The sequence below is a fragment of the Williamwhitmania taraxaci genome, from assembly GCF_900096565.1.
Lineage (GTDB): Bacteria > Bacteroidota > Bacteroidia > Bacteroidales > Williamwhitmaniaceae > Williamwhitmania > Williamwhitmania taraxaci.
Genome location: NZ_FMYP01000085.1, coordinates 1 through 13594, shown reverse-complemented (window position 1 = coordinate 13594; position 13594 = coordinate 1). Strand labels below are relative to the sequence as shown.

15 protein-coding genes are annotated in these 13594 nt (G+C 41.5%); 4 read left to right on the top strand and 11 right to left on the bottom strand.

What is annotated here, in order from left to right; genetic code table 11:
• Window positions 1-406: 406 nt before the first annotated feature.
• The 11 genes from BLS65_RS15650 to BLS65_RS15600 form a co-directional block, all read right to left on the bottom strand.
• Window positions 407-1102 carry a GNA1162 family protein gene (locus BLS65_RS15650; protein WP_092440687.1) on the bottom strand — a complete coding sequence of 232 codons (696 nt, stop codon included), beginning with the start codon at window positions 1100-1102 and terminating at the stop codon, window positions 407-409.
• On the bottom strand, window positions 1099-1443 hold the full coding sequence (locus BLS65_RS15645; protein WP_092440685.1) for a DUF4810 domain-containing protein: 345 nt from the start codon (window positions 1441-1443) through the stop codon (window positions 1099-1101). The genes BLS65_RS15650 and BLS65_RS15645 overlap by 4 nt, the downstream gene beginning before the upstream one ends.
• Window positions 1440-1772: a hypothetical protein gene (locus BLS65_RS15640; protein ID WP_092440683.1), complete on the bottom strand. Its 333-nt coding sequence runs from the start codon at window positions 1770-1772 to the stop codon at window positions 1440-1442. The genes BLS65_RS15645 and BLS65_RS15640 overlap by 4 nt, the downstream gene beginning before the upstream one ends.
• Window positions 1772-2701, bottom strand: a complete 930-nt coding sequence (locus tag BLS65_RS15635) for a CsgG/HfaB family protein (RefSeq protein WP_092440681.1) — start codon at window positions 2699-2701, stop codon at window positions 1772-1774. Before BLS65_RS15635 ends, BLS65_RS15640 begins: the two co-directional genes overlap by 1 nt.
• A 429-nt stretch (window positions 2702-3130) precedes the next feature.
• Window positions 3131-4765, bottom strand: coding sequence for a chaperonin GroEL (gene groL, locus BLS65_RS15630; RefSeq protein WP_092440679.1), 1635 nt, complete (start codon window positions 4763-4765; stop codon window positions 3131-3133).
• A gap of 30 nt (window positions 4766-4795) precedes the next feature.
• A complete protein-coding gene (locus BLS65_RS15625) occupies window positions 4796-5074 on the bottom strand; it encodes a co-chaperone GroES (protein ID WP_092440689.1) in 279 nt (92 codons plus the stop codon).
• 228 nt (window positions 5075-5302) lie between these two features.
• Window positions 5303-5674 carry a preprotein translocase subunit SecG gene (secG, locus tag BLS65_RS15620; protein ID WP_092440677.1) on the bottom strand — a complete coding sequence of 124 codons (372 nt, stop codon included), beginning with the start codon at window positions 5672-5674 and terminating at the stop codon, window positions 5303-5305.
• 18 nt (window positions 5675-5692) lie between these two features.
• Window positions 5693-6367, bottom strand: a complete 675-nt coding sequence (locus BLS65_RS15615) for a hypothetical protein (protein WP_125869910.1) — start codon at window positions 6365-6367, stop codon at window positions 5693-5695.
• 4 nt (window positions 6368-6371) lie between these two features.
• The gene (locus tag BLS65_RS15610; RefSeq protein ID WP_092440673.1) at window positions 6372-6887 is read right to left on the bottom strand and encodes an LptE family protein; all 516 of its coding nucleotides are present in this window, start codon (window positions 6885-6887) and stop codon (window positions 6372-6374) included.
• An 18-nt stretch (window positions 6888-6905) separates the two neighbouring features.
• A complete protein-coding gene (locus tag BLS65_RS15605; protein ID WP_092440671.1) occupies window positions 6906-8138 on the bottom strand; it encodes a sigma-54 interaction domain-containing protein in 1233 nt (410 codons plus the stop codon).
• A gap of 250 nt (window positions 8139-8388) precedes the next feature.
• A complete protein-coding gene (locus BLS65_RS15600) occupies window positions 8389-9645 on the bottom strand; it encodes a 3-phosphoshikimate 1-carboxyvinyltransferase (RefSeq protein ID WP_092440669.1) in 1257 nt (418 codons plus the stop codon).
• A 450-nt stretch (window positions 9646-10095) separates the two neighbouring features.
• Between BLS65_RS15600 and BLS65_RS15595 the strand changes: the two genes are divergently transcribed.
• The 4 genes from BLS65_RS15595 to BLS65_RS15580 are packed head-to-tail and all read left to right on the top strand — an operon-like array spanning window position 10096 to window position 13581.
• Window positions 10096-10581, top strand: a complete 486-nt coding sequence (locus BLS65_RS15595) for a hypothetical protein (RefSeq protein WP_092440667.1) — start codon at window positions 10096-10098, stop codon at window positions 10579-10581.
• Between the two features lie 12 nt (window positions 10582-10593).
• Window positions 10594-11712 (top strand): DNA-processing protein DprA, encoded by a 1119-nt coding sequence (gene dprA, locus BLS65_RS15590; RefSeq protein ID WP_092440665.1) that lies wholly within the window; start codon window positions 10594-10596, stop codon window positions 11710-11712.
• A gap of 52 nt (window positions 11713-11764) precedes the next feature.
• Window positions 11765-12532, top strand: a complete 768-nt coding sequence (locus BLS65_RS15585; protein WP_092440663.1) for a TatD family hydrolase — start codon at window positions 11765-11767, stop codon at window positions 12530-12532.
• 11 nt (window positions 12533-12543) lie between these two features.
• Window positions 12544-13581 (top strand): asparaginase, encoded by a 1038-nt coding sequence (locus BLS65_RS15580; RefSeq protein ID WP_092440661.1) that lies wholly within the window; start codon window positions 12544-12546, stop codon window positions 13579-13581.
• Window positions 13582-13594 lie beyond the last annotated feature (13 nt).

Here is a 13594-nt window from a genome sequence, read left to right as displayed (position 1 = left end):
GGGGCAGACTTTCGCCTCCCCCAGCTGAGCCGTAAGTGATGCATCCGTATTTTTCAGCTCCCGCATTACCGTAACGCGCTCTTGTTCTGTCAACTGTTTTGCGAGTTCTCGGATTTGTTCAATTATTGTCATATCATAGAGACTTTCCACTAAGATAAGCAAATTTTTGCAACAACATTATCACTGAATAGAGCCAAATCATTCTATAAATTATCAGCAATTCATGGATTGCTCCAACTTCGATTAGAATGCGTTACTATATGTCCGTCTCAAACTGGTAGATACAAAAAAGGACGACCTAATTACCGTCCTTCCCTATATAAATTCAACCCATCGATGTTTTGAGGCTTAATTGCAACATGGATGGAATGCTCTTAATTAGCAATAATTTGGAGCAACTCGTTGATTATCTGTATTGCGAATTTAGCACTACGCTGAACTGTTTTTGACCGGCAATTTGATCTCCGTCCAAACCAAAGAATGGGCTGTATTTTCCGGCTGGCAGGTCTTTTAATGTATAGGCATTGCAGATTCTTGCTACATCAACATATTTTGTTGCTGCGGTGTTTATTGCCGAAGCAGTTATTGCTACCAATGCTCCAATAGCACCACCTCCACCTGCCGAAACGGCTGTGCTATAGGCCACGTTTCCTCGTCTGGTATATACGATTTCGTTGGTTTTTGTTGATTTAAAAATATACTCTACATCAATGTATACCTTCGCAGCAAGGCTCGATTTGTCCCATTTATGAATGATGGTAAAGAGAACAATATCGGCACCAAATACTTCTCTAAACTTAGTTAAAGGAGTATTTAGGAAAAGTTCAGAATCGTATGCACTCTCTTTTTTTAATATCTCCATGGAGAGGAATGGGGGAATTACATAGAAACCTGAATTAGCAAGGGGAACATTCAGTGTAGAGTGGAAGTATTCCTTGGCCTCTACGTTTGTACTCCTATTGATGGGGGGCATGAGCAAAACCGTTAGCGGTTTTTCTGCATACATTCCCTTATAGGCAACTGATTTTTGAACAGGTGTGGTTGTGGCACAACTCGATAGCAGTACGGCTGATATTCCTAGCAGGATTATTGTTTTTTTCATTTGTCAAGCAGGGTTAAAATTCTATCAATAAACACCTTCGATTCAGGATAAAGTGCCACTTCTTTCAGAAGCATGGCTTTCCCTTCTTTGGTTCTATTTGCTTGTAGCAGCACAAAACCATAATCGGCATAAATGCCAGGAGGAACTACGCCTCGTGATCCATTTTGCTTTTCAATAATTTTTTGATAGGATGCAATTAGTTCTTGTGTAGATTTCTCATCGCTGTTTTTGAGATAGTTATAACTTGCCGTTTCATACTTACCCCACGTATATAGTGGCTTTTGTGTGGTGCATGACGCAAATAAAAAGAGAGAAAATGATACGATTATAATTCTTTTCATGGCAACAGTATTTTTTTAGTTTCTTGTGCCGAAACAAATATTTGTTTTTTATAAACCACCTTGCTGTTGTAGGATACGGTAACAGTGTGGGTGCCAGTGGATATTGCATAAACACTACCCTTAGGTCGGTCTGCGTGGTCCTTGTTTACCTCTGCCTTAAAAGTAATCTTGTCATCAACATTAACATCCACACCTCCTTTATAATTGCTTGGATTTCCTAGAAATTCCAAGAATGTTTCGTTTTCTAAGCCGGTTGCTACTGTTTTTACTCCGGTGCAACTAGTTAGGAATGCCAAACCAATTGCGACTATAAATAGTATTTTTTTCATTATTTAACCTCCTTGATATAGTAGGTGCTTAAATCTTCTTTGTTAATACTGCCTTCGATGAACGACACCATGGAGAACTCACTCTGAGGATTTTCGCCACCGAGAAAGTCAATTTTAATTTTTCCAACTGGCTTACCGGGCAGTTCAATCATCATACCTGTTTGGGGGTTTTTTACACTGTTACCCTTCTCTACAACTTGATAGACGTCTCCAACTTTTAATCCTTGGCTTTTACCTCCTGAAATTAAGATACCGTTCTCATCGTAAGTGAGAAAATATGATTTCCAAGGTCTGTCCATGCAATTATTAATGACATTCTCAACCAGTTTTGAAATGGCGGCAGAAATTGCCTTGTCGCTTAGTGTTGCATCGAAATCGGTTCGTTCGCCAAGGCCCATAACTGTTTTGTTCGTAGTTTCGGCTTGGCCCTTGGCCTCTTCGGAATATATGATTTGGCCTGTCGAAACATCCACCAAGCGGATGCTTACTCCAGCTTGCACCGTTTGTGTCTTACTCCGTGAAAATGCGTTTACATCGCCCATGTTCTTACGTCCAAATTCGGTTATCGAACCTATAATTAGATAGTCGGCGCCAACCTTTTGGTATCCCTCGTCTCCTGCTAGTTTTAACTCTTCCAAAACTTTATCCATATCTTGTCTTTCCAACAGGATAAATTTATTGGTTGATGCCAGTTTGGTCGATAAAATGTCAACCGCTTGTTTGGCAACAGGGTCGTTTGCCTTGTCGTAAAATACTCCTTTTGCATACTGTGTTTCATTCGAAAAACGTGCAATGGCTACTTTCCGTTTTAGGGATTGTTCTGCTTTCTTGATCTCTTGTATCTGTGGCTCAACTTTGACCACTTTTTGTTGTGTGGTGCAACTGACAGCCGTTACAAATACTGCAAGGCCGATTAAGATTTTCTTCATCTTGTTTTAGAATTAGTTGACAGGGTTGATTTGTTGTTTTAGAACTAACTACTGTAAAACATTTACCGCATTTGGTTTATTGCTCAAAAAGAACATGTTTTTGATATCCAAAACCAAATCAAATTTACTACACTTCGTTTGAATTTCCTAATACATTTGTTTAAATCAATGTAATTCTATTTTCAGACAATTGACCTGTCTCTTCTGTTAAACTATCTCCTATTATTTGTAATTTATCACACCTATTGATTTTTCTCCTGAATGGAATTCTTTTATTATTCTTAGGCTTTAATCTACCTATATATTTTTATTTCCAAGCGAAGTATGCATAGTGAGTGTCCCGAAGAACTGAAAATAGGTGTTAAACCATTAGTATAAAAAAAAGGACGACCTAATGGCCGTCCTTTACTATAATTGTGGAAGATGAAATTACATCATACCGCCCATACCGCCCATTCCTGGGTTCATTGAAGGCATTGAATTTTCTTCTTTTTTCTCAACTAAAACGCATTCGGTTGAAAGGAACATTCCAGCAATGGATGCTGCATTTTCAAGGGCAATACGGGTAACCTTAGTTGGGTCGATAACGCCGCTCTTGAAGAGGTTTTCGTAAGTATCGGTGCGCGCATTGTAACCAAAGTCGCCCTTTCCTTCTTTCACCTTCTGAACAATTACGGAACCTTCGAGACCTGCATTAGTAACAATTTGACGAAGAGGCTCTTCGATTGCTCTCTTTACGATAAGCATACCGGTAGTTTCGTCATCGTTGTCGCCCTTAAGACCTTCAAGAATTTCAATAGCGCGGATGTAAGCAACACCACCACCGGGAACAATTCCTTCCTCAACAGCAGCGCGGGTTGCGCTAAGTGCATCGTCAACGCGGTCCTTCTTTTCCTTCATTTCTACTTCCGAAGAAGCACCAACGTAAAGAACAGCTACACCACCTGCAAGTTTCGCCAAGCGCTCCTGCATCTTTTCGCGATCGTAATCGCTGGTAGTGTTCTCCATTTGGGTTTTGATTTGGCCAACACGGCTTTGGATTGCAGCCTTTTCACCAGCACCATTTACCAAAGTGGTATTCTCCTTATTGATGGTAACCTTCTCGGCACGACCAAGCATTTCGAGCGTAGCGCCGTCTAGACGTAGACCCTTCTCTTCGGAGATAACAACGCCTCCGGTTAGAATTGCAATATCTTCGAGCATTTCCTTACGGCGATCGCCAAAGCCTGGAGCCTTAACGGCTGCAATCTTAAGAGAGCCACGGAGTTTGTTTACCACAAGGGTTGCAAGCGCTTCGCCGTCAATATCCTCGGCAATAATCAAAAGGGCACGTCCCGATTGAGCAACAGGTTCCAATACAGGAAGCAAGTCCTTCATGGTGCTTACCTTCTTATCGGTAATGAGGATGTATGGGTTTTCGAGTGATACTTCCATTTTCTCCGCATCGGTAATGAAGTAGGGGGAGATGAAGCCTCTGTCGAACTGCATACCCTCAACAACCTCTACGTAAGTTTCAATACCCTTGCTCTCTTCAACGGTGATAACGCCTTCGCGCTTAACCTTGCCCATTGCCTCAGCAATAAGTTTGCCAATAGTGTTGTCGTTGTTGGCTGAGATGGTTGCTACCTGCTCAATCTTGAGGTTGTCCTCACCAATTGATTGGCTTTGCTTTTTTAGGCTTTCAACAACTTTAATAACTGCCTTATCGATTCCCCTCTTTAGGTCCATTGGGTTTGCACCAGCGGTAACGTTCTTAAGGCCAACGGTAATAAGCGATTGGGCAAGAACTGTTGCAGTAGTTGTACCATCACCGGCATCGTCAGCGGTTTTGGAAGCAACTTCCTTAACCATTTGAGCACCAATGTTTGCATATGGGTCAGAAAGTTCAATTTCCTTGGCAACGGTAACGCCGTCCTTAGTTACTTGGGGAGCACCAAATTTTTTGTCAATAACCACGTTGCGACCTTTTGGTCCGAGGGTTATTTTTACTGCATTTGCAAGTTCGTCAATTCCTTTTTTAAGCAGGTCGCGAGCTTCGATATTGAATTTTATTTCTTTAGCCATGACTATGATTTTTTTAGTTTTACCTATAGATTAGAGACAACCGAAAATGTCCGATTGTTTCATAACAAGATAGTCCTTACCCTCGATGGTAATTTCTGTTCCTGCGTATTTACCGTAGAGAACTTCGTCGCCTACCTTAACTTCCATGGTTATATCCTTTGCGCCTATTCCCACGGCAACCACTTTGCCTCTTTGAGGTTTTTCCTTTGCTGTGTCGGGAATGTAAATGCCACTGGCAGTTTTTTCTTCAGCTTCTTTTGGTTCTACAAGAACTCTGTCTGCTAGTGGGGTGAATTTTACTTTTGACATATGTGTTGTTTTTAAGTTAAACGATTTTTTGTTTTCTTGGTATGGCACAATTCGTGCCAAAGCACCATTTATGCAGGTTCGCCGTAATTGTGACACTCTCCCGCGACCCTGATGATCATAAAGTATTGGTAACCGCTATAAAAATAGAATTATCCGTCCTGCCAGACTGGGCAAAAAAAATGTCAGTATAGTGACATACTGACATTTTTCGACAAAAGATTGTTTGACTTATTTCTTTTCAGCAGGCTGTTGCTGTGCTGGAGTTTCCTGAGCTTTGTTTTCTTTTGGTGCAGCAACAGGGAAGCTTTGATTTTGATTTGGGGTGGCAACCTCTTTTGCCTTTGTCACAATTTCCGATTTAACGTTAACTTTTCCAGTCGATCCAGTAAATCCAACGGATAAAAGGCTAAGAACTAAAAGAGAAATGGCTAGGCCCCATGTGAGTTTTTCAACAAAATCGGCCGTTTTTCTTACTCCCATAACTTGGTTTGTGCTTGAGAGATTTGCTGCAAGCCCTCCACCTTTGGAGTTTTGAGCTAAAACGGTAATGGCCAATAGAATGGACGCAATGATAATTAGGATTGAAATGGCGGTATACATGTGATTGAGTTTATTTTGTTACTGTAGTTTTTTCTTAACCTCTTCAATTTGACTGGCAAAGTAAGCACTTTTTTCTGGATATTTCAAGCATAATTTTTCATAGGCAGCAATTGCTTTTTCGAAAAGTTTTTGCTCTACAAAAATCCGGGCAAGCATCTCGGTGGCTACATCTTGTGGCTCCTTAAGGCTTTCGAGTGAAATATCTTCTTGGTCGGTGGGTAGTTCTTTGGGTGGCGTAATCCTTGGGGCGGCCTTAAGAAAGGCATCGATTAGGTCCACTTTTTCATCAACTTCATCTAGTTCAATGAGGTCTTTACTTGGAAGAGAATTTGGCAGGCTATTTTGTGATTCAATGATTTTTTCGGCTTGACTATTTTCCGTGATCTCCAGCAAATCGACCTCCACCAACACTGGTTTAGCCAATTCCTCGTACTCTTGTGTGTCGATTTCTTTGGGCGTAGTTGTTCTATTGTGCTTAGTGATGTATTGCTGCAAGAGCAAACGACTTTGGGCATAGAGCGCTGCAACGCGAATCCGTATCTGCTGCCCATCGCCCTGACGGGTAGCATCGAAGATATGTGCTGCTTCAAACCAAGGATATTGCTCTATGAGTGCGTTTATCTCCTGATCGTTCTCAGGTGTGCGCTCTATTGTGCCAGCTAATAGCCCGTAGAAAGTATCTGCGTTAACCATGGATTTACCAGTTTGCAACTGCTGCGTTAAATATTTCATCAACCAATTTATCGACAATTGTTTTGGCCAACCCTGATTCTACCTGTATTAACTGCTGGGCGCCAGGGAAATCCTCGTATTGGGAAAAGGACTTATTGTAGTTCAGTTCAGGATTTTTTTTATTGGTAAACTTTACCATAACGGTTATGGTAAGCCTGTTTTGTGACGCATACTGGTCGCTTTGTATTGCTACTGGTGAAACAGTGTAACCGGTAATCTGGCCTTCAAAGTTTAGGTCCGCATCACTCTGAATTACCATCAGGGAGGTTTGAGAAACAAACCTATCCTTAATCGATTCGGTTAGGGTTTGGCTAAGTGTTGGATTTATAATGGGGGCAACGTTGGTAATGTATTGTACGCTTACACTTCGCGTATCGGGCGATATGGATGCCCCGTTAAATGCGTATTTCATGGAACAAGACGTTACTAACGCAAGGGCCAGAATAGATACAATTGAAACGGTTGATTTACACAGATTCATTTTGCAAGTTTTTTGATGTTATTCAAGATCATGTTCCTTCAGTTTTCGGTATAATGTTCGCTCAGAAATTCCCAATTCTCGGGCTGCCATTTTGCGTTTTCCTTTGTGCCTTTCTAGTGCCTTTTTGATAAGTTCAACCTCTTTATCGCCGAGCGAAAGAGATTCTTCTACAAATTCTTCGGCATCTACAATTCTTCGCGTATTCTTTGATAGATTATCTACAATCCTACCATTTTCGTTGTTCTGGTTTGCGTCGATGGAGGAGGAGTGGTAGAGTTGCTGTATCAGCCTTACGTTATCTGGTTCAATAGTCTCTCCAGGTCGTTTTTGCATAAGGTCGAATACCAGTTTTTTCAGATCGTTCATATCGCTCTTCATTTCGAAGAGCACCTTGTATAAGATCTCCCTTTCGGAACTGAAGGTGTGTTCGTCAATACCCTTGTATAGGGCAGGCAGTTTCACCTCGGTGTAATCGGGTAGGTAGTTGCTGAGAGTTTCGGTCGATATCTCACGATTCTCTTCAATAACGGAAATCTGTTCTGTAACGTTTTTTAGCTGGCGTATATTTCCTCGCCACTTATAGTTTTCGAGCATTCTTCTTGCTTCATTGCTAAGAACGATAGCGGGCATGCGGTACTTTTCGGCAAAATCGGATGCGAATTTTCGAAAAAGGAGGTAGATATCTTCCACCCGATCCCTTAGTGGGAGCATGGTGATTGGCACCGTGTTTAGGCGGTAGTAAAGATCTTCTCGGAATTTATTTTCCTGAATTGCAGCAATAAGATTAACGTTGGTTGCAGCAATTACCCGTACATTCGTTTTTTGAGCCTTGGAGGACCCTACCCGCATAAACTCACCCGTTTCGAGCACACGTAGTAACCTTACTTGAGTGGAAAGTGGAAGTTCTGCCACCTCGTCCAAGAAAATTGTACCTCCATCGGCCCCTTCAAAGTATCCTTTCCTGCTTTCGGTTGCCCCAGTAAACGATCCTTTTTCGTGGCCGAATAGTTCCGAGTCAATTGTTCCTTCAGGAATTGCTCCGCAGTTTACCGCAATATATGGACCATGCTTTCGGGCGCTAAACTGGTGAATCACTTGAGGAAACACCTCTTTACCAGTACCGCTTTCGCCAGTAATGAGTACACTTAAGTCGGTTGGGGCCACCTGCACTGCCACCTCAAGGGCTCTAAGGAGACCATTACTGTTGCCTATAATGCTGAAACGTTGCTTTATCCTCTGAAGATCAATCATCTATAGAATCGTGAAATACTCTTGTAAACATACCTAATTTGTTACTGACAAAATTACATGCTACTTCTCAATTCTCCAAAATATGTTCGATTTTATATTGTTTTGTTTTCAAATACGCATTGTAAATCATGTCAGAGATGTTCAATCAGATGATTTTTGTAGGTTTAGGCTGCTAATAGAGTATGGGATAATATTATTTTTCCTGCGATTATTAGGAAAGAGCAAAAATGCGACCCGAGGGTCGCATTTCTTATGCTTCTGGGGTAATACTAAATCCCAACTTTTTAATGTCGTCCCAATATGACGGATAGGTGGTGTTAACCTGCGTTGGATTTTCCACAATAACGTTGTATCCAAATAGGGCTGCGGGGGTAAATGCCATCGCTAGCCTATGGTCGAGGTGGGCGGGTATAAATAACTCCTTTCCTTTTTCTGGCATATCTAAATGACCATCAAAAGAAACTGTCTCTGCATTGTTTTCGGCTTTGGTCTTTAATGTTGCGCCAAGTTGGGCTAAGCATTCACGGAGCATTTGCGCTCGTTCTGGAGCTCTACCGCCTAGGTTTACCCCTTTTATTTTAAAAGGAACACCCAACAGAGCGCAGGTAACTGTAAAGCACGGAATAAGGTTGTAGTTATTGGAGAAATCGTAGTTAAAGTGCTTTGCAGTTCGTTTTGTTTTGGTGAGCACAATATCTTCTCCTTGGGCTGTTGTTTTAATTCCTAGTCCTTCAAATAATTCTTTGATTACACTATCCTCTTGAAAGGTGTCATATTTCAAGCCTCTTATGGTGAGTTCTTTTGAACTTGAAAGTGTAAGCATTTGATACCAGTAGGATGCATTACCCCAGTCGCCTTCAAATGCTACATGACTACCGTCGTTGTATATATTTTCAATTAATACATCATCGTTTCCCCAATGTGGATTCACACCCATATGTTGCAATAACTTAATATTCTGAATAATGTAAGGCGATGAGGAGTATGCGGTAGTTATTTTTGTTGAAGCGGCTTCCGATAGGTTTGGGGAGAGAACTAGGGATGCAGAAATATGATCGCTCGAAATTGTTGCATCGATTCTTGAGATAGTACCAGTTATGTTCTTGCCAATAATCCTTACTGGGGAAGAGCCCGAAACTTCAACAAAACTTATGTTGGCTCCGGTGGCCGCTAATACCTCAACAATTTCGCGAATTGGTTCCGTTTGCATTTTCTCAGAAGCAGCAATAATCCACTCTCCCTTGTAAATGGCAAGGTATTGCCCAATAAAGCGAAGGGCTACCCTCTGTTTTATATGAGCAATCCGACTCCCTTCCGAAAGTATCTCTTTGTCGAAGGAGGTAGGGCCTTTTATTGCGGGCTCTAGGCCGTCCTCTTTTTTAGCGTTTGCACTGTTGCGGTGAATCGCTTTTATTGTTAGGACTTTGTTATTAATTCTCTTGGATGCGGTAAGGCTAATTTCACCTAGCAATGCATCGAGCTCTCTTGTAACTTTATATTTTAACATGGCTTAAGTATATGTAAAACCAAAATTTGCCAATTTCAAAAGTAACCTTTCTAGCCAACCGTTGTCATTTTTATAGCGGATATTTCCATTAAAAAACGCTAAATTGCATACATTCAGAGGAATGTATTTGTTCTTAAAAATCCCATTGGCGAGAATCTGATCGAAAGATGGACCGCAAAGGGGGCTTTTCTTGTGTTCGTGATGCCGCCCAGTGTGAATAATTCGGTTACAAGACTGCTCATATTAACACTCTCGATCTGATTCTTTTTCTTCTGAATTATCTTGAAAAGGAAAAAATGTGGGTATATTTACAAAGCCAATGCTTTGTCTCCAGTTTCTTTGCAAATAGGAGTAATTTTTAATCGCATTAAGTTTTTACTGTGGCTTGGCAATAAGGTTCGAAAGTAGGTAATCAACATTTCAGATTTAAACCTATAAAAGCTTAATTATATGGTAATTGAAAATGGTAAGCAAACGGTTCAATTCAAAGGACAGCGGATCCTTTATGCTATTCTTCTGGGAATAATGGTGGTTCTCTTGTTTTACCTTTTCCCCGAAGAAACACCTGTGTTTGGCATTTCGAAGTGGGCCGTGGTCGGGATTCCTGTTATAGTCTATATTCTATTCATTATATATCACTTCATTATTAATTCCAGCTACGTTTATTTCTCTAACGAAAAAGGGATTTTAGTCTTTCGCTTCTTTTCAATGCGACTGCTGGGCGAGAGTCGAAAAAGCATAGAGATTCCGGCCGACCAACTGGGGGCGTTTTCTATTGAAAAGGGATTTTTTGGCAGAAGGATTGATCTAACGCTTTTTAAGCGTGTAGGCAGGGGAAACGCCAAGTATCCACCATTTAGTATTTCTCTCTTGCCACGAAAGGAACGAGACAAACTCATACACGTCTTGAATTCATTGGTCTCAGTCGAAAAATAATTGGGTTTAGCGATGTATACCGAGGGCTTACATTTCTTCATTGCCATTGACATGATTCCGGGCATTGGAAGTATCAATGCTAAGCGGTTGATTGCCTATTGTGGAGGCGCGGAGGCGGTATTTAAGGAGAAAAAGGCATTACTACTTAAAATTCCAGGTATTGGAGAAACGCTTGCAAAAGAGATTGCTCATCAAAAAGTATTGCAGCGGGCCGAGAACGAACTGAATTTTATTAATCGGTATAACATTGCCGCTTACTCTTATTTGGACAAAGACTACCCCGATAGGCTAAAGGCATGCGAAGATGGTCCTGTGGTTATTTTTTCGAAAGGCGATGTCAACTTCAACGAGGGAAAGGTGATGGCCATTGTGGGTACTCGAAATGCCACCGACTATGGAAAGACAATGTGCGAGCAGATTATAGAAGAGTTGGTGACTCTGGGACATTCCCCAATTATTGTGAGCGGATTAGCCTTTGGTATTGATATTTGTGCGCACCGAATTGCCCTAAAAAAATCGCTTAAAACCATCGCTGTACTTGGCCATAGCCTCGATACTATTTATCCGTCGGAGCACAAGAATACCGCTCGAGAAATTGTAAGTCACGGAGCCCTTGTTAGCGATTTTCCTTCGGACACAAAAATTGACCGAAAAAACTTTATCAAGCGAAATAGAATAATTGCCGGACTGAGCGATATAACTCTAGTGGTAGAGTCGGGGGCTAAAGGTGGCGCCCTGATAACTGCCGATTTGGCTAACTCCTACAATCGTGATGTGGCGGCCTTACCGGGCCGTACGGGCGATAAATATTCGGAAGGGTGCAATCGGCTTATAAAAACAAACCGGGCAGCCATGGTCGAATCTGCAGTGGATATCCAAGAACTCATGCAGTGGGAATCCAATACTGGTGTTGTAAAACATGCGGTTCAAACTAATCTTTTTACGGAGTTACTCCCTGATGAGAAAGTGATTACGGAACTGCTTGATAGCCTTGACAAAGAGAGTCTGGATGCATTGGCTTTACGTGCTAAAATGCCTGTAAGCAAAGTTTCGGCAATTCTTCTAAGCCTTGAATTTGCTGGTATTGTAAGAAGTTTGCCTGGAAAACAATACTGTTTGACGCGCCGATAAAAGGTAAATTGTATTCACCAACTTTTACTAAGTTTGTGCGCATTTCCATTTTATGTATATCGACACACACGCCCATCTATATTTGCCTGATTTTCAACCCGACTTGGAAGAGGTGATAAATTACTCCAAATTAGTTGGTGTAGAGATGTTTGTGCTTCCAAATGTCGATCTTGAAACTGTTAATCCCTTGATGCAGGTAGTGAACGAGCATGCTTCATGTTATGCAGCAATGGGTTTGCACCCTACTTCTGTTAGTGCCAACTACAAAACGGTTTTAGAGGAGATTGTCGGTTGGTTTTCGCGTTCCAAGTTTATTGCAGTAGGGGAAGTTGGTATCGACTTGTATTGGGACAAAACTTATTTTAAGCAGCAGCAGGAGGCCTTTGCAGCACAAATCGACTTAGCCCTTTCGCTTAGCCTCCCAATTATTATACATTGTCGGGAGGCATTTTCCGAAATTTTTGATATTCTTGAAGCATATAGAGGTAGAGGGCTTAGAGGCGTTTTCCATAGTTTCTCGGGTGGAACTAAGGAGGTAAATTGGATTCGTAACTTTGGTGGATTTTATTTCGGCATTGGAGGTGTAATCACTTTTAAAAATTCCAGTCTAAAGGAAGTGATTCGCCAGATTCCTTTGGACGAAATTCTATTGGAAACGGACTCTCCATATCTAGCACCCGTGCCTCATCGTGGAAAACGCAACATGCCATCGTATATTCCTGTAATCGCTCAGGCATTAGCAATATACAAAGTGTCTACACCAGAATTGGTGGAGGAATGCACAACGAGGAATGCACACAAACTTTTCAACTTTAATTAGGTTTGCGATCTATGGATGGAAAGGAAATAACTTCAATTTTGGTGATTTATACCGGTGGAACCATTGGTATGAAGCATAATCCCGAAACAGGCTCGCTCGCTCCTTTTAATTTTGAGCAGATTGAGGTTGAAGTTCCCGAACTGAAGAAATTTGGCTTTAAGTTAGATACAATCTCCTTTTCCCCTTTAATTGATTCCTCAAATATTACACCTGAATTTTGGGTACGACTAGTGGAGATGGTAAGGGATAACTATAGCCGTTATGATGGATTTGTTATTCTGCATGGTACTGATACTATGTCGTATACCGCCTCGGCGCTAAGTTTCATGATTCAAAACCTCGATAAGCCTATCGTTTTAACTGGTTCGCAACTTCCTATTGGTGTGCTGCGTACCGATGGAAAGGAAAACCTAATTTCCGCGATTGAGATTGCTGCTGCCTGTAAAAACGGTCAACCTTTGGTTCCCGAGGTATCTATTTTCTTCGAGAACAGGTTGTTTCGAGGAAACCGAACCACCAAGCATAATGCCGACCACTTTAATGCTTTCCGAAGCGACAACTACCCTCCATTGGCCGAAGCAGGTATAAGCATTAAGTATAATCATGCCTATATTAACTATCCCACTGGCAATCGCGTATTAAAAACGTTTACCAGTTTGGAAACCAACTTGGCAATTCTTAAACTTTTTCCGGGGATGACTCCCGCTGTTTTGGATGGTATTTTATCTATTCGTGGGTTGAAGGCCTTGATAATTGAAACGTTTGGCTCGGGTAATGCGCCCACTACGCCATGGTTTTTGAGCAAAATTGAGCAAGCAGTGGATAGCGGACTCTTAGTTTTGAACGTCACCCAATGCCATGCAGGGAGCGTCGATATGGAAAAATATGAAACAGGTATCCTACTTAAAAAAATAGGTGTTTTGAGCGGATACGATATAACTACTGAGGCTGCAGTAGCAAAATTGATGTTTCTTTTGGGGCAAAATATCACCTCGGAAGAGATACGCCTCCATCTTGATGAATCTATAAGCGGAGAAATAAGCAATTAGAGTTTGGTTTAAA

Coding starts and splice junctions, on each gene's coding strand:
- BLS65_RS15580 (WP_092440661.1), top strand. CDS start 12,544: ATGGATGGAAAGGAAATAACTTCAATTTTGGTGATTTATACCGGTGGA.
- secG (WP_092440677.1), bottom strand. CDS start 5,674: ATGTATACCGCCATTTCAATCCTAATTATCATTGCGTCCATTCTATTG.
- groL (WP_092440679.1), bottom strand. CDS start 4,765: ATGGCTAAAGAAATAAAATTCAATATCGAAGCTCGCGACCTGCTTAAA.
- BLS65_RS15625 (WP_092440689.1), bottom strand. CDS start 5,074: ATGTCAAAAGTAAAATTCACCCCACTAGCAGACAGAGTTCTTGTAGAA.
- BLS65_RS15640 (WP_092440683.1), bottom strand. CDS start 1,772: ATGAAAAAAATACTATTTATAGTCGCAATTGGTTTGGCATTCCTAACT.
- BLS65_RS15610 (WP_092440673.1), bottom strand. CDS start 6,887: ATGAATCTGTGTAAATCAACCGTTTCAATTGTATCTATTCTGGCCCTT.
- BLS65_RS15635 (WP_092440681.1), bottom strand. CDS start 2,701: ATGAAGAAAATCTTAATCGGCCTTGCAGTATTTGTAACGGCTGTCAGT.
- BLS65_RS15595 (WP_092440667.1), top strand. CDS start 10,096: ATGGTAATTGAAAATGGTAAGCAAACGGTTCAATTCAAAGGACAGCGG.
- BLS65_RS15615 (WP_125869910.1), bottom strand. CDS start 6,367: ATGGTTAACGCAGATACTTTCTACGGGCTATTAGCTGGCACAATAGAG.
- BLS65_RS15645 (WP_092440685.1), bottom strand. CDS start 1,443: ATGAAAAGAATTATAATCGTATCATTTTCTCTCTTTTTATTTGCGTCA.
- dprA (WP_092440665.1), top strand. CDS start 10,594: ATGTATACCGAGGGCTTACATTTCTTCATTGCCATTGACATGATTCCG.
- BLS65_RS15585 (WP_092440663.1), top strand. CDS start 11,765: ATGTATATCGACACACACGCCCATCTATATTTGCCTGATTTTCAACCC.
- BLS65_RS15650 (WP_092440687.1), bottom strand. CDS start 1,102: ATGAAAAAAACAATAATCCTGCTAGGAATATCAGCCGTACTGCTATCG.
- BLS65_RS15605 (WP_092440671.1), bottom strand. CDS start 8,138: ATGATTGATCTTCAGAGGATAAAGCAACGTTTCAGCATTATAGGCAAC.
- BLS65_RS15600 (WP_092440669.1), bottom strand. CDS start 9,645: ATGTTAAAATATAAAGTTACAAGAGAGCTCGATGCATTGCTAGGTGAA.